Origin of the sequence: Actinopolymorpha sp. NPDC004070 (assembly GCF_040610475.1) — a bacterium.
GTDB lineage: Bacteria > Actinomycetota > Actinomycetes > Propionibacteriales > Actinopolymorphaceae > Actinopolymorpha.
The window spans coordinates 523,456-539,359 of sequence record NZ_JBEXMJ010000001.1 but is presented as its reverse complement, the minus strand read 5'-3'; the positions used below and the strand labels follow the sequence as shown (position 1 = coordinate 539,359).

Genomic DNA, 15,904 nt, shown 5'->3' with positions numbered 1-15,904 from the left:
CCGGGCCCGGCGCGGCGGGCGGGGCCTCCGCGGGCGTTCCCTTACTCATCGATCTCTCCCGTGAGATAGGCGGCCGCGTGCCGGGCACGGGCGCGTACGTCGTCCAGATCGTCGCCGAAGGTGGTCACGTGGCCGATCTTGCGGCCCGGGCGCACCTCCTTGCCGTACAGATGTACCCGGAGCGCGGGGTCGCGGGCCTGGCAGTGCAGCAGGCCGCGGTGCATGTCGGGGTAGTCCCCGCCCAGGATGTTGACCATCACCGTCCAGGGGGCCCGGGCCTGCGGTGAACCCAGCGGCAGGTCGAGGACGGCACGCAGGTGGTTCTCGAACTGGCTGGTGACCGCGCCGTCGATGCTCCAGTGGCCGGTGTTGTGCGGGCGCATGGCCAGCTCGTTGACGAGGATGCGGCCGTCGCGGGTCTCGAACAGCTCCACGGCGAGCAGACCCACCACGTCGAGTTCGCCGGCGATCCGCAGCGCGATCCCCTGGGCGTGCACGGCGAGCTCCTCCGGCAGGCCCGGCGCGGGCGCGATCACCTCGTGGCAGATGCCGGCGCGCTGCACCGACTCGACCACGGGGTAGGCGATCGCCTGCCCGGACGGGGACCGTGCGACGAGCGCGGACAGCTCCCTGGCGTAGTCGACGCGTTCCTCGGCGAGGACGGGGATGCCGGCGTCGAAGACACCCGTCTCCTCGGCGGCGCGCGCGTCCTCGACCACCCACACACCCTTGCCGTCGTACCCGCCCCTGGTCGTCTTCAGCACCAGCGGCCAGCCGCCGAGCTCGGCCGCGACGTACTCCAGGTCGGCCAGGCCCTTGGGGGTGGCGTGGCGGGGGCAGGGCACGCCGAGCGCGGTCAGGCGTTCGCGCATCGCGCCCTTGTCCTGCGCGTACAACAGCGCGTGCGGTCCGGGGCGTACGGCCACGCCGGCGTCCACCAGCTGGTGCAGGTGATCGGTGGGTACGTGCTCGTGGTCGAAGGTCACCGCGTCACAGCCGGCCACGAAGTCGCGAAGGGTACGCAGGTCGCGATAGTCGCCGACCGTGACGTGCCGGGCAACCTGGGCGGCGGACACCTCCGGGCCCTCGGCGAGCACCCGGAACGTCACCCCCAGCGCGATCCCGGCCTGGTGCGTCATCCGGGCCAGCTGGCCGCCGCCGATCATCCCTACGGTCGGGACACCCACGAGGTTGGACACGTCCGCGAGGCTACCGGGCGGCGCCGGGCGTGCCCGGACCGGGCGGGCGGTGGGGTTGCCGGTAACCTCCCCCGGGTGAAACCGCTCGACGCGCTCCAGTCCCGGGTTCGCCGGCTCGCCGAGGAGCTGGCGAAGTTCGGCACGGTCGGCGCGGTCGCGTTCGTCGTCGACCTGGGCGGGTTCAACCTGCTGCGCTACGGCCTGGACCACCACGGCCCGCTGGAGCACAAGCCGCTGACCGCGCGGACGATTTCGGTGGTCCTCGCCACGTTGGTGGCGTACTTCGGCAACCGGCACTGGACCTGGAAGGACCGTCCGCGCCGGGCCCTGCACCATGAGTACGCGCTGTTCTTCCTGCTGAACTTCGCCGCGCTCGTGGTCAACCTGGCGATCCTCGGAGTCGCCAACTACGTGCTCGGCCTGCACGACCCGCTGTCCAACCTGGTCGCCAACCTGGTGGGGATCGGCCTGGGCACGCTGATGAGGTTCTGGTCCTACCGTCGCTTCGTCTTCCGCGCGCCGGTCACGGTGAACGCCGACGGCGAGCCGGACCCGCGGCTGTCCTCGCCGGTCTGAGCGTCGGCCTGGTTCACGGTCTGGTCACCCGTCTGCCTGCCGGCTTCCCTGCCGGCTTCCCTGCCGCTCTGGCCGACGCCACCGCGCGGCAGGAAGACCGCGAACACCGCGGGGCTGCGGGAGATCATCTCCAGCCGGCCGCCGCCGGCCTCGGCCAGGTCGCGGGCCAGGGCGAGACCCAGCCCGGTGCCGCTGCGGCCGCTGACCGCCCGCTCGAAGACCCGCTGTCCGAGCTGCGCGGGTACGCCCGGACCGGCGTCGGACACCTCCACCACCACCGAGCCGCTGGGCGGCGGACCGGTGGTGCGACGGCGGACCACCACCGTGCCGCCGCCGTGGTGCAGGGCGTTCTCCAGCAACGTCGCCAGCACGTGCCCCAGCGTCCCGGGGGTCGCGTTCACCGACAGGCCGGGCACACCGGTCACGTCGATCCGCCGGCCCACCCGGTCGAATGCCGGCCGCCACTCCGCCACCTGCTGGCGTACGACATGGTCCACGTCGACCAGGGTCCGCTGTGCGACGTGGGTGTCCCGGCTCTGCGACAGCAGCCGGTCCACCACGTGCGACAGGCGTTCGACCTGGCCGAGCGCGATGCCGGCCTCCTCGCGTACCACCTCGGGGTCCTTGGTGGCGAGGATCTCCTCCAGCCGCATCGACAGCGCGGTCAGCGGCGAGCGCAGCTGGTGGGAGGCGTCCTGGGACAGCTGGCGTTCGGCGGCCAGCAGGTCGGTGATCCGGATGGCGCTCTTCTCCAGCGCGCCCGCAACCCGGTCGAGCTCGGGCAGGCCGTACCGGCGGCGGTGCGGACGCGGGTCGCCCGAGCCCAGGCGTTCGGCGGCGTCCGCGAGCTCCTCCAGCGACCGGGAGATCCCCCGTGCCTGCCAGACCCCGATGGCGATCGCGACCAGCACCGCGATCGCCCCGAAGGCGACCAGGGTGAGGCGTTCGGTCCAGCCGGCGCCGAAGTAGTGCCCCCTGAACGCGGCGATCGGCAACGCGAACAACGTCGCCGTCACCACAGCGATGACCACCGTGGTGACGACCAACCGGCGACGCATCCGACCCTGCCTACCCGGCCGCTCGGCCGCTCAGCCGCGCTCGAAGCGGAAGCCGACTCCGCGCACGGTGGTGATGAACTTCGGGTCCGAGGCGTCGTCGCCCAGCTTCCTGCGCAGCCAGGAGATGTGCATGTCCAGCGTCTTGGTCGACGACCACCAGGTGGTCTCCCAGACCTCGCGCATCAGCTGGTCACGGGTCACCACCCGGCCGGTCTCCCGGACCAGGACGCGCAGCAGGTCGAACTCCTTCGCGGTCAGGTGGAGTTCCTCACCCGCGAGCCAGGCCCGCCGGGACTCGGCGTCGATGCGTACGCCGACGCCCTCCTCCGTGGGCCCGTCCGACCAGCCCTCCGGCTTGCCCCGCCGCAGCAGCGCGCGCACCCGGGCCAGCAGCTCGGCCAGCCGGAACGGCTTGGTCACGTAGTCGTCGGCGCCGGCGTCCAGGCCGACCACCGTGTCCACCTCGTCGGCACGTGCGGTGAGCACGAGAACGGGGACGCGGTTGCCGTCGACCCGCAGCCGCCGGCAGACCTCCAGGCCGTCGACGTCGGGCAGGCCGAGGTCGAGGACCACCAGGTCGAACGGGCCGCCGGACAGGATGGCCAGCGCCGGCTCGCCCGCCGCGGTGACCTTCACGTCGTAGCCTTCCCGGCGCAGTGCCCGGGCCAGCGGGTCGGAGATCGCCGGATCGTCCTCGGCCAGCAGGATCTGGTGTCCGTGCCGGCCAGGATTGTCGTTCACCTGGGCGCCGCTCACGCCGATGCGCTCGCCCTCGGCGCCGGGCTCACCCGGCGGTCGCTCGAGCGTGCGCCGCCCACTCTGCTCCCCCACCACAGACGCGCTTGGTGTCATGGGGCCGATCGTACGACCGCGACCATGGCGGGCCGCCGCTCACCCGCCCGGGGATCTCGCCCGGCCGGGGCTGGGTGCTGCAGGCGATGCTCCGGGGCATGCTCCGGGGGCGGCCTCGGCGGCGTTCTTACCGGGCGTTCGGTGGCATTTCAGGTGGGAAGTTACGAGCCGGGAGGGATGTCCGGTGTGCCCCACCGTCCTGCGCGAAGATCGGCTGGGCACCGGAATCGGAGGAGTCGCAGTGACCGTCCGCGGAGGAATCCTGCCGAGGCTCCGGCCGTTCGGGACGGTCCCTCCAGACCTGCCGTGGGCCCTGGTTAGCACGCCGGGACGCCTGGGTAGGTCGTCACCGGCGCGACCTGGCGGGCCCCGCCTACGGAGCGCCCGGGTGGCAGGGGGTCTGCGTGATGAGGTCGACGCCTCTCACCGCGCGTGGCCGCTCCGGGTCCGCGCCGGCCTGGAGCAGGGCCGCCGCGACGACGGCGGCAGCGATCGTGACCGTGACCGCCTCGGCACTGGCCGGCGGGTGCTCGGGACCGTCGCCGTCGTCGGACAGGTCCCCCTCGCCGACCGCGACGCCGTCGCCCATGATCGGCACGATGGAGGCCGACGGAGTCGGCGCCTCCGGGATGAGCGATGTGGTGGTCGGACCCGGTCGCCACCCGCTCTACCGCAACTCCCTGGACACCGCCACCAGGATCAGGTGCGTCGGTGCCTGCGCGCGTGCCTGGCCGCCGGTGCTCGTCCCCGCCGGGATGACCATCCCGGAGAAGGTGGCCGGGGTGAACGGCACCTTCGGCGTGGTCCGCCGCCCCGACCGGACCCTCCAGCTCACGCTGGACGGCAGGCCGCTGTACCGCTATGGCGGGGACCGGGTGGACGGGTCGGTCGGCGGCAACGGGTCGAAGGTCGACTTCGACGGCCGCAAGTACACCTGGTGGGTGGTCACCACCCTCGGCACGGTGCCCTCGCAGACGCCGACACCGACCAGCACCGAGGATTCGCACTACCAGGGGTACTGAGAGCACCGGTCCGCACTGCTCCCGGCGTACTCCCGCCCGACTCGCTCTACTGCCCGGGCCGGAGGTTCGCCGGGGAGGGGACGGTACGGCTGCGTGGCCCGGCCCGCAGCACCTGCGAGGGCACCGTGTGTCCGACCAGCCGCTCCGCGGTCGCCGCCACGTCGAGCAGCAGGTCGAGGTCGACGCCGGTCTCCACACCCATGTCCTCGAGCATGTGCACGACCTCCTCGGTGGCGATGTTGCCGCTCGCCCCGGGTGCGTACGGGCAGCCGCCAAGCCCGCCGACGCTGGCGTCGAAGTCGGTCACACCGAGCCGCAGCGCGGCCAGCAGGTTGGCCAGCCCGGTGCCCCTGGTGTTGTGGAAGTGCAGGGCGAGCGACGTGTCCGGGAACGCCTCCCGGGTGCGGCCCACGAGATCCTCCACCCGGGTGGGCGTGGCCATGCCGGTGGTGTCGCCGTACGCCAGGGAGTCCGCTCCCGCGGCGAGCGCCGCCCGGGCCACGCCGACGGTCTGCTCGACCGGGATGTCCCCTTCGTACGGACAGCCCCACGATGTCGCGACGATGACCTGGCAACGGGCCCCCCGGCCGTGGGCGTACTCGACCAGCGGTTCGAGCTCGGCGAGGGACTCCGCGGTGGTGCGGTTGAGGTTGGCGCGGTTGTGCGTGTCGGAGGCGGAGACCACCACCTCCAGCTCGGTGAAGCCGGCCTCGACCGCCCGCCGCGCACCGACCAGGTTGGGCACCAGCGCCGAGTAGGTGAGGTGCGGGTTCTTCGCCGCGGCCGCCCACACCTCCGCCGCGTCACCCATCTGCGGAATCGCCTTCGGGTGAACGAAGCTGACCGCCTCGATCCGGCTCAGGCCGGTCTTCGACAGCGCGTCCAGGAGCTCGATCTTTCCCGCGGTGGGTACGGGCGGTTCGTTCTGCAGCCCGTCGCGCGGACCGACCTCGCGCAACCAGACCCGGCTGGGCACCTGCATCGTGGCCACCTCCCCCACCAGTGTGGCGCACGGGAGCCAGGGCCTGACCTGGGCGGCCGCGACGCCTCACGCCGCGACGCCTTGCGCCGTGCTGATTCAGGCCTCCGGGGCGGACCAGGGCACGACCCAGGCCCCCTCGTCGGAGTCGGCGCCGCCGCCGGCGTCTGCGTGGCCCGGGTTCGCCTCGCCGCGGGTCTGCCGGGGAACGCCCGGGGGCCCCGCCCGTAGGCCGGCGTCCTCACCCGCGCCCGGGCCGTCCCCCACGTTCGCGGGGCTGTTGTCCGCGCTGTTCGCGGGGCTGTCGTCCGGTCTGTGTTCCGGGCCGGGCTCCCATGTGGGGCCGGGTCCGCTCGCGCGGTCCAGCAGGACGAGCGCGTACGCATAGCGCCGGCGCAGCGCCTCCTGGGCCGCGTCGTCGAGGCGGGCCAGCCGCGCGGGGCTGAGGTTGTGCCGGATGTCGGCGCGCTTGACCAGAATGGCGGGCGGTGTCTCCACCAGCCGGTCGAGGTGGTCCTCGTACGACTCCCCCGACCGACGGGTGAGCGCGTCCACCATGTCCACCACGTCGGCCGGGACACCCAGGTCGACCAGCTGGGCCAGGCTGAGCTCGGTGTCCTCCACGCAGTCGTGGAGGAGCGCGGCCAACTGTTGTTCGGGGGTGCCGCCGCCGTCGCGGGTGAGCCGGGCCACTGCGCGGGGGTGCTCCACCGCGGGCCGGCCGGAGGGGTCGAACCGGTCGTGGTGCACGACCTCGACCAACTGCTGTGCCGCGCCGAGGTGGTTCACCGGCTGCCGGAGGTAGGCGTACGCGTGCTGCCAGGAGGAGAACAACTCGTCGAAGACCGGCTCGGTGGCCACCGCCAGCGGGATGAACCGCTCACAGGTCTCGTGGTAGATCTCCCGCTGCGACTCCACCGTCGGGTAGATGTGCAGCCGCTGCACCAGGGCGTACCTCCCGGCCAGCCGCACCATCGGGGAATCCACCAGTCCGGCGACGCGGCTGCCGAAGCGTTCCTCGACGTGCTCCATCGTGCAGGGATAGTCCTCCACCAGGTGGTGCAGAAGACCGGCCGTGAGCAGGCCGAGTTCGGTGACATTGAACTCCCGGACCAGCAGGTCGGCCACCTCGTAGCGGGTGGGACGACCGCCCCAGTGGTCGGCGAACCGGACGGCTCGCCGAAGGTGCGGTGTGGTGCCGGTCGGCAGGTAGCGCGACAGAACGCGGGAGGCCTCCGCCCACGTGGCCCAGCCCCGATAGACCTTCATTCCATTCCCCATTCCCCCGGTGACCCTCTCATTCCCCGGGCCAGACCGGCGGACGCTTCTCGTTGAACGCCGCGATGCCCTCCTTCCGGTCCGGGGAGAACGCGGTGGCCCGCCAGGCGGCGTCCTCGATCGCCAGCCCGGCGGCGAGTGCGGCGTCGGCACCGAGGCGCAGTGCCTGCTTCGCCTGCCGTACGCCGACTGGTGAGTTCGCGGCGATCTGGGTGGCGACGTCCAGCGCCGTCTGCCGGGCTCGTCCCGCGGCCACCAGCCGGTCCACCACGCCGAGCCGGTCCGCGTCGGCGGCCTCGATCCGGCGGCCGGTGAGAATCAGGTCGGCCGCCCGCGACCAGCCGACCCGGCGGGCCAGCAGTTGTGTGCCCCCGCCGCCGGGGACCAGGCCGACCGAGACCTCCGGCAACCCGAACACCGCGGTCTCGTCGGCGACGATGAGGTCGCAGGACAGGGCCAGCTCGAACCCGCCGCCGAGGGCGTAACGGTGCACCGCGGCGATCACCGGCATCGGCAGGTCCAGGATGCTCCCGAACAGCCGCCGGATCACCGGCCGCTGCCGCCACAGGTCCTGGTCGTCGAAGTCGTTGCGCTCCTTGAGGTCGGCCCCCACGCAGAACGCCTTCTCACAGGCGCTGGAGAGTACGACCGCGCGGACCCGCCGGTCGGCCGCGAGCGACGTGGCGGCCCGGATGATCGCCTCGGCCTGGGCGGTGGACACCGCGTTCAGCGCCTCGGGACGATCGAGGGACAGCTCGGCCACGTGGCCCGCGTCGTCGACCCGGCGGACCTGGACACCCTTGGACGTCGAGGACATGCCGGCAAGCCTAGGGGGCGAGCGCGGAATTCTTCCGCGGAAGAATCCCCCCGCTCCTCCGCGCGGTGGTCGGTCAGTACGGCCGCTCGTAGTCGCGGCGGGTCCGGGGACCGTCCGAGCGCGTGCGCTGCCGGCGGGTCGGCGTCTCGTCATCGTCGTCCTCGCGGGCGAAGACGAGTTCGGACAACGTGCGCTGGACCGTCTCCACGTGCGGCACGTCGGGCAGGGTGACCCGGCCCTGCTCCCCCGCCGACCAGACGACGAGGGTGCCGCAGCCGAGGATCCGGTCGGTGAGGCCGCGTTCGCTGGCCACGTCGTTGATGCGGGTGAGCGGGATGTCGCGGCCGGTGCGGGTGATGACGCCGGTACGGGTGATCAGCCGCCGGTCGGTGACCGCGTAGGTGGAGGACAACCAGGTGAGGGCCGGCCAGACGGCGTAGACGAGTACGCCCACCACGGCCGCGGCGACGATGAACATCTGGACGAACGGCTGGTAGGCACCGCCGGGCACCAGTGAGATCAGCACCAGGGCCGCGCCGAGGGTGAGGAAGAACAACACGACCGGCCCGATCATGATCTTCCAGTGCGTACGCATGCTGAGGTAGACCTGCTCGCCGTCGCCCAGCATCTTCGACGGGATGCCCATCAACGCTCCTCACTCACCGGCTCACCGGGCGAACCGGAGGTGTTTCCGGGGCGCTCGATCGGCCGGGCTCACGAACTCGGCCGAACCCGCTGGATCCGACCGAATGGGTCCTGACCTCCGATCATGCCCGACCGATACCGGTCAGCGCACGTGCACCACGTCACCGGCACCGAGCGCGTGGTCACCGTCGGTGGTACGCACCACGAGCCGGCCGCCCTCGTCCACGTCCATCGCCCGCCCCTCGAGCCAGCGGTCGGGCGCCAGCTGGACCCGCACGTCCCGGCCCACGGTCGCACACCGGGCGCGGTAGGCGGCCCGCAGCCCGCCATGCAGATCGTGGGACAGGTCGCGCGGATCGTCGGCACCGGTCCGCCACGCCGCGTACAGCGCCTCCAGCGTCCGGACCACCGCGACCAGGAGGGTGGCGCGGTCGGTGGTGGTGGCGCCGGCAAGCCGCAGCGAGGTGGCGTGGGTGCCGGGAAGCTCGGCGGCGGTCGTGGTGACGTTCAGCCCGACGCCGACCACGGCGGCCGATCCGGTGGGGGTCTCCACGCGCTCGAGCAGGATGCCGCACAGCTTGCGGTCGTCCAGGAGTACGTCGTTGGGCCACTTCAGCCGGAGCCGTACGCCGGCCACCGACTCCACCGCCTCGACCACGGCGCACCCGGTGAGCAGCGGCAGCCACGGCCAGTGCTGGGCGGGGACCTCGACCGGGCGCAGCAGCAGCGAGAACATCAGCCCGGACCGGGGCGGAGAGGTCCATTCGCGCAGGAGCCGGCCGCGGCCCGCGCTCTGGTAGTCGGTGGTGACCAGCGTGCCCTCGGGCGCGCCGACGACGGCGAGCGCCCGGACGTCGGCGTTGGTGGACCCGGTCTCGGCGACCACCCTCAGGTCGGCGACCAGCCGGCCGGGACGCACCAGCGTCGACCGCAGACCGGCCGCCGCGAGGGGCGGCCGGTCCAGGTCGACGTACGGGGACGACATCCCGCCAGCCTAGGCCGCCGGGCGATGCCGGTTGCGAGGACCCGACGGCGCGGGGTCCTCCGCGGCGTACTACTTGAGGAAGATCTCGACCACAGGGACGAGCTGGTCCGGCCGCTGCACCGGAAGCTCCAGCGTCACCGTCCCGTCCGGCACGCCCTTCACGCCGATGTTGCTGTCGGTGTCCTCCCGGGCGTACTCCCGGAACTTCACCTCCGACGCGTCGTGCAGCAACTGGGCGTACTTGATCCGGCCGGCGAGCCCGGGCAGGTGCGCGTGCCGGAACGGCCAGCCGAACAGGTGCAGGTAGAGGCGGTCGCCGCGTTGGGTGTAGCGGCCGTCCTGCGGCGGGGTGAACTCCGAGGGTCCCGCGCCGTAGATGGACCGGCCGTGCAGGCGGGTCCAGCGGCCGATCTCCGTCAGCGTGGCGAGGGCCCGCTCGTCGAACTCGCCGCGCCCGGTGGGGCCGACGTTCAGCAGCAGGTTGCCGTCCTTGGAGACCGAGTCGACCAGCATCCGCACCAGCAGGTCCGGCGACTTCCAGTCCAGGTTGTCCCGGTCGTAACCCCAACTGCCGTTGAGCGTCTGGCACGCCTCCCACGGGACCTCGCGGCCGTCGATGGTGGGCGGGGTGGCCGGCTGGAACTGCTCGGGCGTGGTGAAGTCGCCGGGGTAGTCGAGCCGGTTGTTGATCAGGATGTCCGGCTGCAGCCCCCGCACCAGCTTGACCAGCGCCTCGGAGTCCCAGTCGTCGCGGCCCTTGCCGGGCAGGTCGTACGCCGACATGCCGGGGTAGGAGAAGTCGAACCACATCACGTCGATGTCGCCGTACCGGGTGAGGAGTTCCTCGACCTGGCCGTGCAGGTAGCGGCGGTACTTCTCGATGTCGCGCTTACCCGCCTGCGAGGCGCGGAAGTCGGCGTCGTCGACCCGCGGGTGCAACGTGTCCACCGGGTACTCGGGGTGGTGCCAGTCGATCAGCGAGTGGTAGAAGCCGACCCCCAGGTCCTCGGCGCGGAACGCGTCCACGAACGGCCGTACCAGGTCGCGGGCGGCGGGAGTGTTGGTCGCCTTGTAGTCGGTGAGGCCGGAGTCCCACAGGCAGAAGCCCTCGTGGTGCTTGGTGGTGAGGACGGTGTACTTCATGCCGGCCTCGGCGGCGGCCTTCGCCCACACCCGTGGGTCGTACAGGTCAGGGTCGAAGTGGTCGAAGTACGGCTGGTACTGCTCGTCGGTGAGCTTCTCGCGCTTCTTCACCCACTCGTGCCGCGCGGGCAGGGCGTAGAGACCCCAGTGCACGAAGAGCCCGAACCGGCGGGCCCGGAGCTTGTCAACTGATGCTTGCGGTGCCGGCATGGCGCAGCCTTCCTGCGACGACGAAGCGCGCGGTCGATAGGTCTGATGTCTACCAACGCACCCGCCGGACGAACAAGCGCTCGCCCTGACCGAAACCTGCCGGTCCGCGTCCCCCGGGCGATCCCCCCGGGAAGGCAGCCGGCCTCAGCCTGCGAATCAGGCCGCGGAACCGGCCCCCACGATCAGCCGGTGTTCTGCAGGCCGGCCGCCACGCCGTTCACGGTCAGCAGCACCAGTCTGCGCAGCCGCTCGGTCTCACCCTCGGACAGCTTCTGCGTACGCAGCGCCCGGAACGCCCGCAACTGCAGGTAGGACAACGCATCCACGTAGGGGTTGCGCAGCTCCACCGCGCGGCCGAGCACCCGGCGATTTTCCAGCAGGCGTTCGTGTCCGGCGACCTTCAGCACCCACTCGGTCGTACGGGCGTGTTCGGCCAGCACCTGCTCGGCGAGGTCGGGCCGGTCGCCGAGCTCGAGGTAGCCGCGGGCGATCCGGGCGTCGGTCTTCGCCAGCGACATCTCGACGTTGTCCAGCGTCACCGCGAACAACGGCCACTGCGCGTACGCCTCACGCAGCGCGTCCAGGTCGCCGACGGCCTCCAGTCCGGCACCCACGCCGTACCAACCGGTGAGGTTGACCCGCGCCTGCGTCCACGCGAACACCCACGGGATGGCCCGCAGGTCCTCCAGCGAGGACAGCGCGAGCCCGCGGCGGGCCGGCCGCGAACCGATCGGCAGCTGGCCGAGCTCCTCCACCGGCGTGACCCGGGCGAACCACTCGGCGAATCCGTCGCTGCGTACCAGCCGGTGGTAGGTGGCCCTGGCCGCCTCGTCCATCGTCGCGGCCAGTCCGGCGAACTTCTCCGCGGCGTTGGCGGTGCGCTTCTCCACCGCGGGGGTGGAGGCGAGCAACGTGGCCGCCGCGACCTGCTCGATGTGCCTGCGGGCGATGATCGGGTCGCCGTAGCGGGCGAAGATGACCTCGCCCTGTTCGGTCAGCTTGAACCGGCCGCTGACCGAGCCCGGTGCCTGCGCCAGCACCGCGCGGTTGGCCGGGCCGCCGCCGCGGCCGAGCGCGCCGCCGCGGCCGTGGAAGAGGGTGAGCCGGATCGAGTTGCGGTCGGCCCACGCGGCCAGCGCGGCCTGCGCCTCGTACAACGCGAGCGTCGCCGACAGCGGACCGGCGTCCTTGGCGGAGTCGGAGTAGCCGAGCATCACCTCGAAACGCCGGTCGGTCTCGGCCAGCCGGCGCTGGATCGGCTCCAGCTCCAGTGCCTGGTCGAGGATGCCGATCGAGGCGCGCAGGTCGTCCTCGGTCTCGAAGAGGGGTACGACGTCCAGGGCGAGCGGCCGCCCGTCCAGCGCGTACCGCGCGAGCTCCGGCACCGCGGCGAGGTCGTCGACGGACTGGGTGAACGACACGACGTAACGGCGGCACGCGTCCGGGCCGAACCGCTGCTGGATCTGCGCCATCACCCGGAAGACCGCGAGCACTTCCTCGGTCTCCGGCGACAGCTCGTCACCGGCGCGCAGCTCGGCGAGGGCGCGCGCGTGCACCTTGGAGTGCTGGCGTACCTCCAGCTCGGCCAGGTGGAAGCCGAACGTTTCCACCTGCCAGATCAGGTGCTGCAGCTCGCCGTAGGCCTGCCGCGGCGCGCCGGCCGCGTCGAGGGAGGACTGGACGGTACGCAGTTCCCGGAGCAGCTCACCGGCGTTCGCGTAGGCGAAGTCGGCGTCGCGCTGCCGGGTGGCGGCGAGCTTGCGCGCGGCCAGCAACAGCACCTGCCGGTGCGGCTCACCGGGCGACCGGGTGGCGACCTCCTCGGCCAGGTCGGGGAAGGCCGCGCGGGCGTCGGCCAGGATACGGCGCACGCCCGCGGCCGGCGGGGTGGTCTCGGCGTCGGCGGTCAGCGCGCGGCCGAGCCGCTCGCAGACGCGTTCGAGGGCGCGAAGGACGTGGTCTGCCTGGATGGCCATAGCCTTCTGGGTGAACGCCGCGGTGACGAACGGGTTGCCGTCCCGGTCACCGCCGATCCACGAACCCAGCCGGACGAACGCCGGAACCCGCGGCGGCTGCGTACCCGCCTTGGCGCCCGCGATCTGGTCGTCGAGCTGGCGGTAGACCTGGGGCAGGACCTGGAACAGCGTGTCGTCGAACACCGTCATCGCCGTGCGCACCTCGTCCAGCGGGCCGGGCTTGGTCACCCGGATCTGGGACGTGCGCCAGAGGACGTCGATCTCCTCCAGCAGGCGGCGTTCGTTCTCGGCCAGCTCGCCCGCGCCGAGCCGGCTGTCGTCGCGCTGGGCGAGCAGGGTGGAGATGCGCCGGATCGTCGAGGACACCGCACGCCGGCGGGCCTCGGTGGGGTGCGCGGTGAGGACCGGGCGGAACTCCAGCCCGGACAGCAGATCCAGTGCCTGCTCCTCGCCGTACTGCGCGGTCACCTCGGCGACCGCGGCGGCGACCGAGTCGCGAACCGGCGCCTCGCCGGTGTCGTACTCACGCAGTGCGCGGACCCGCTGGAACTCCTCGGCGAGGTTGGTGAGGTGGAAGTAGCAGGTGAACGCCCGGGCGACATTGTCGGCCCGCTCGATGTCCCAGGAGGAGACCAGTTCCTCGCAGGCGGCCGCGGCCTGGTCGGCGCGCTCGTGGTCGTCGTCGTGGACGGCGATGGTCAGCTCACGGAGCTTCTCCACGTCGTCCAGGAGGTCCTGGCCGCCGTACTCCTTGAGCACGGTGCCGAGTAGTTCCCCCAGCAGGCGGACGTCGGCGCGCAGCGGAGCCGGCATCTCGAAACGAGCATGGACACGGGAAGCCTGGGACGTGGGCATATTGGCAAGCGTAGTCCGCCCGGGTGTGAGCCCCTCGGCGCGCCGGTACGACCGCGGAACGGCCGGTAGAGGCGGCGGGTTTGGGCGGACCTGGCGGTTGTCGTTCCGCATCCGGACGGTATCCGAGGGTAGGTGTCGGCCTGTCCGGGGACTCCGCCGCGAGCCGGATCATCGGCCATGCGGGACCGGCGGAGTAGAGTCTCGGCCGCACCGAAAGAGCTGGGTTGGGGAGGTTCGATGGCAGCCGGGCAGCCGGACAGCGCCCGCGAGCAGGGCACCGGGGACAGCAACCCGGCAGGCGCCGACCGCGACGGCGCGATCGACATCCACTCGACCGCGGGCAAGCTCGCCGACCTCGAACGCCGGCTCGACCAGGCCGTGCACGCGGGCTCGGCGCGGGCGATCGAACGCCAGCACGCGCGCGGCAAGCTCACCGCCCGGGAGCGCATCGAGCTGCTGCTCGACGAGGGCTCCTTCGTCGAGCTCGACGAGTTCGCGCGGCACCGGTCCACCAACTTCGGCCTGGACGGCAACCGCCCCTACGGCGACGGCGTGGTGAGCGGGTTCGGCACGATCGCCGGCCGCCAGGTGTGCGTGTTCAGCCAGGACTTCACCGTCTTCGGCGGCAGCCTCGGCGAGGTGTACGGCGAGAAGATCGTCAAGGTGATGGACCTCGCCCTCAAGACCGGGTGCCCGATCATCGGGATCAACGAGGGCAGCGGCGCCCGGATCCAGGAGGGCGTGGTCTCCCTCGGCCTGTACGGCGAGATCTTCCGCCGCAACACGCTCGCGTCCGGGGTGATCCCGCAGATCTCGATGATCATGGGCACCTGCGCGGGCGGGCACGTCTACTCCCCCGCGCTCACCGACGTGACGGTGATGGTCGACCAGACCTCGCACATGTTCATCACCGGGCCCGGCGTGATCAAGACCGTCACCGGTGAGGACGTGTCGTTCGAGGATCTGGGCGGTGCGCTCGCCCACAACACCAAGAGCGGCAACGCCCACTACCTCGCCACCGACGAACGCGACGCCGCCGACTGGGTCAAGGCGCTGTTGTCGTACCTCCCGCAGAACAACCTCGAGGAACCGCCCGTCTACGACGAGGAGCCGGCCGTCGAGGTGACCGACGCCGACCGCGAGCTGGACACGCTGATCCCCGACTCGGCCAACCAGCCCTACGACATGCACACGGTGATCGAGCACGTCCTCGACGACGGCGAGTTCCTGGAGCTGCACCCGATGTTCGCTCCCAACGTCGTCTGCGGCTTCGGCCGCGTCGACGGGCGCAGCGTCGGCGTGGTGGGCAACCAGCCGCTGCAGTTCGCCGGCTGCCTGGACATCGACGCGTCGGAGAAGGCGGCGCGGTTCGTGCGCACGTGCGACTCCTTCAACGTCCCGATCCTCACCTTCGTCGACGTACCCGGCTTCCTGCCGGGCACCGACCAGGAGTGGAACGGCATCATCCGCCGGGGCGCGAAGCTGATCTACGCCTACGCCGAGGCGACCGTGCCGCTGGTCACCGTCATCACCCGCAAGGCCTACGGCGGCGCGTACGACGTGATGGGGTCCAAGCACCTCGGCGCGGACGTCAACCTCGCCTGGCCGACGGCGCAGATCGCGGTGATGGGTGCGCAGGGCGCGGTGGAGATCCTCTACCGCAAGGAGCTGGCCAAGGCGGAGGACCCCGACGCCCAGCGGGCGAAGTTCGTGCAGGAGTACGAGGACACCCTCGCCAACCCCTACGTCGCGGCCGAGCGAGGCTACGTTGACGCGGTGATCTTCCCGCACGAGACCCGGGTGGAGATCATCCGCGCGCTGCGCCTGCTGCGGAACAAGCGGGAGACCATGCCGCCGCGCAAGCACGGCAACATTCCGCTGTAAAGGCGTGGTTGACAACCCGGCAACGGTATTTCCGACGGGCAGGCGGAGGAGGAGCACGCGATGACTGGTGAATCGGGCGGTACGCCGGACGCCGGCGCGGCTTCGATCGACTCCTCGGGCATGCCGGAGCCGGTGCTGCGAGTGGTGAAAGGCAACCCCACCCCCGCGGAGTTCGCGGCCCTGGTGGCGGTGGTGACGGCCAAGCAGCGGGCGGCGGCCGCAGCGGCCGCAGACGACCGCCGGCGGGGCCGGCGCGGCGCGAAGTCCGGGTGGGCGGCGTACTGGCGCCGGACCTCCCAGCAGCCGGCCCGGCCCGGCCCCGGCGCCTGGCGGGCCAGCGCCCTCCCCCACTAACGCTTCGCCGAACGCCGAACCGCAGAACGCCGTACAAATCCTGCGTGTACGACATGGAGCGTCCCCTAAGC

15 protein-coding genes are annotated in these 15,904 nt (G+C 72.1%); 4 read left to right on the top strand and 11 right to left on the bottom strand.

Features of this window, described 5'->3' with window-relative positions; genetic code table 11:
* Positions 1-41 precede the first annotated feature (41 nt).
* Positions 42-1,199, bottom strand: a complete 1,158-nt coding sequence (locus ABZV93_RS02455) for a 5-(carboxyamino)imidazole ribonucleotide synthase (RefSeq protein WP_354929038.1) — start codon at positions 1,197-1,199, stop codon at positions 42-44.
* Between the two features lie 75 nt (positions 1,200-1,274).
* On the opposite strand from ABZV93_RS02455, the gene ABZV93_RS02450 reads away from it, so the two are divergent.
* Positions 1,275-1,775 (top strand): GtrA family protein, encoded by a 501-nt coding sequence (locus ABZV93_RS02450; RefSeq protein WP_354929035.1) that lies wholly within the window; start codon positions 1,275-1,277, stop codon positions 1,773-1,775.
* Here the strand turns inward: ABZV93_RS02450 and ABZV93_RS02445 are convergent.
* From ABZV93_RS02445 to ABZV93_RS02435, 3 genes are all read right to left on the bottom strand, one after another.
* Positions 1,694-2,833, bottom strand: coding sequence for a HAMP domain-containing sensor histidine kinase (locus ABZV93_RS02445; protein WP_354929032.1), 1,140 nt, complete (start codon positions 2,831-2,833; stop codon positions 1,694-1,696). The two genes, ABZV93_RS02450 and ABZV93_RS02445, sit on opposite strands and share 82 nt — an antisense overlap.
* Before the next feature lie 30 nt (positions 2,834-2,863).
* Complete coding sequence (locus tag ABZV93_RS02440; RefSeq protein WP_354929029.1) at positions 2,864-3,685, bottom strand: response regulator transcription factor; 822 nt, start codon at positions 3,683-3,685, stop codon at positions 2,864-2,866.
* A gap of 373 nt (positions 3,686-4,058) precedes the next feature.
* Complete coding sequence (locus tag ABZV93_RS02435; protein WP_354929026.1) at positions 4,059-4,274, bottom strand: hypothetical protein; 216 nt, start codon at positions 4,272-4,274, stop codon at positions 4,059-4,061.
* Positions 4,275-4,284: 10 nt separating this feature from the next.
* Here ABZV93_RS02435 and ABZV93_RS02430 point away from each other — a divergent pair, with 10 nt between their 5' ends.
* Complete coding sequence (locus ABZV93_RS02430; RefSeq protein WP_354929023.1) at positions 4,285-4,707, top strand: hypothetical protein; 423 nt, start codon at positions 4,285-4,287, stop codon at positions 4,705-4,707.
* 46 nt (positions 4,708-4,753) lie between these two features.
* On the opposite strand, the gene ABZV93_RS02425 is transcribed toward ABZV93_RS02430, so the two are convergent.
* The 7 genes from ABZV93_RS02425 to ABZV93_RS02395 form a co-directional block, all read right to left on the bottom strand.
* Positions 4,754-5,689, bottom strand: coding sequence for a hydroxymethylglutaryl-CoA lyase (locus ABZV93_RS02425; protein ID WP_354929020.1), 936 nt, complete (start codon positions 5,687-5,689; stop codon positions 4,754-4,756).
* A 96-nt stretch (positions 5,690-5,785) separates the two neighbouring features.
* Positions 5,786-6,955, bottom strand: a complete 1,170-nt coding sequence (locus ABZV93_RS02420; RefSeq protein ID WP_354929017.1) for an HD domain-containing protein — start codon at positions 6,953-6,955, stop codon at positions 5,786-5,788.
* 28 nt (positions 6,956-6,983) lie between these two features.
* Positions 6,984-7,781 carry an enoyl-CoA hydratase-related protein gene (locus tag ABZV93_RS02415; RefSeq protein WP_354929014.1) on the bottom strand — a complete coding sequence of 266 codons (798 nt, stop codon included), beginning with the start codon at positions 7,779-7,781 and terminating at the stop codon, positions 6,984-6,986.
* Positions 7,782-7,854: 73 nt separating this feature from the next.
* Complete coding sequence (locus ABZV93_RS02410) at positions 7,855-8,427, bottom strand: PH domain-containing protein (protein ID WP_354929011.1); 573 nt, start codon at positions 8,425-8,427, stop codon at positions 7,855-7,857.
* A 141-nt stretch (positions 8,428-8,568) separates the two neighbouring features.
* Positions 8,569-9,411: a biotin--[acetyl-CoA-carboxylase] ligase gene (locus ABZV93_RS02405; RefSeq protein WP_354929009.1), complete on the bottom strand. Its 843-nt coding sequence runs from the start codon at positions 9,409-9,411 to the stop codon at positions 8,569-8,571.
* 69 nt (positions 9,412-9,480) lie between these two features.
* Positions 9,481-10,764 carry an alpha-L-fucosidase gene (locus tag ABZV93_RS02400; protein WP_354929006.1) on the bottom strand — a complete coding sequence of 428 codons (1,284 nt, stop codon included), beginning with the start codon at positions 10,762-10,764 and terminating at the stop codon, positions 9,481-9,483.
* A 182-nt stretch (positions 10,765-10,946) separates the two neighbouring features.
* Positions 10,947-13,595: a phosphoenolpyruvate carboxylase gene (locus tag ABZV93_RS02395; protein ID WP_354929003.1), complete on the bottom strand. Its 2,649-nt coding sequence runs from the start codon at positions 13,593-13,595 to the stop codon at positions 10,947-10,949.
* A gap of 237 nt (positions 13,596-13,832) precedes the next feature.
* Here ABZV93_RS02395 and ABZV93_RS02390 point away from each other — a divergent pair, with 237 nt between their 5' ends.
* On the top strand, positions 13,833-15,479 hold the full coding sequence (locus ABZV93_RS02390; RefSeq protein ID WP_354929000.1) for an acyl-CoA carboxylase subunit beta: 1,647 nt from the start codon (positions 13,833-13,835) through the stop codon (positions 15,477-15,479).
* A 60-nt stretch (positions 15,480-15,539) separates the two neighbouring features.
* A complete protein-coding gene (locus ABZV93_RS02385) occupies positions 15,540-15,833 on the top strand; it encodes an acyl-CoA carboxylase subunit epsilon (RefSeq protein WP_354928997.1) in 294 nt (97 codons plus the stop codon).
* Positions 15,834-15,904 lie beyond the last annotated feature (71 nt).

Coding starts and splice junctions, on each gene's coding strand:
- ABZV93_RS02445 (WP_354929032.1), bottom strand. CDS start 2,833: ATGCGTCGCCGGTTGGTCGTCACCACGGTGGTCATCGCTGTGGTGACG.
- ABZV93_RS02440 (WP_354929029.1), bottom strand. CDS start 3,685: ATGACACCAAGCGCGTCTGTGGTGGGGGAGCAGAGTGGGCGGCGCACG.
- ABZV93_RS02435 (WP_354929026.1), bottom strand. CDS start 4,274: ATGGGCGACGGCGTCGCGGTCGGCGAGGGGGACCTGTCCGACGACGGC.
- ABZV93_RS02430 (WP_354929023.1), top strand. CDS start 4,285: ATGGAGGCCGACGGAGTCGGCGCCTCCGGGATGAGCGATGTGGTGGTC.
- ABZV93_RS02425 (WP_354929020.1), bottom strand. CDS start 5,689: ATGCAGGTGCCCAGCCGGGTCTGGTTGCGCGAGGTCGGTCCGCGCGAC.
- ABZV93_RS02420 (WP_354929017.1), bottom strand. CDS start 6,955: ATGAAGGTCTATCGGGGCTGGGCCACGTGGGCGGAGGCCTCCCGCGTT.
- ABZV93_RS02415 (WP_354929014.1), bottom strand. CDS start 7,781: ATGTCCTCGACGTCCAAGGGTGTCCAGGTCCGCCGGGTCGACGACGCG.
- ABZV93_RS02410 (WP_354929011.1), bottom strand. CDS start 8,427: ATGGGCATCCCGTCGAAGATGCTGGGCGACGGCGAGCAGGTCTACCTC.
- ABZV93_RS02405 (WP_354929009.1), bottom strand. CDS start 9,411: ATGTCGTCCCCGTACGTCGACCTGGACCGGCCGCCCCTCGCGGCGGCC.
- ABZV93_RS02400 (WP_354929006.1), bottom strand. CDS start 10,764: ATGCCGGCACCGCAAGCATCAGTTGACAAGCTCCGGGCCCGCCGGTTC.
- ABZV93_RS02395 (WP_354929003.1), bottom strand. CDS start 13,595: ATGCCCACGTCCCAGGCTTCCCGTGTCCATGCTCGTTTCGAGATGCCG.
- ABZV93_RS02390 (WP_354929000.1), top strand. CDS start 13,833: ATGGCAGCCGGGCAGCCGGACAGCGCCCGCGAGCAGGGCACCGGGGAC.
- ABZV93_RS02385 (WP_354928997.1), top strand. CDS start 15,540: ATGACTGGTGAATCGGGCGGTACGCCGGACGCCGGCGCGGCTTCGATC.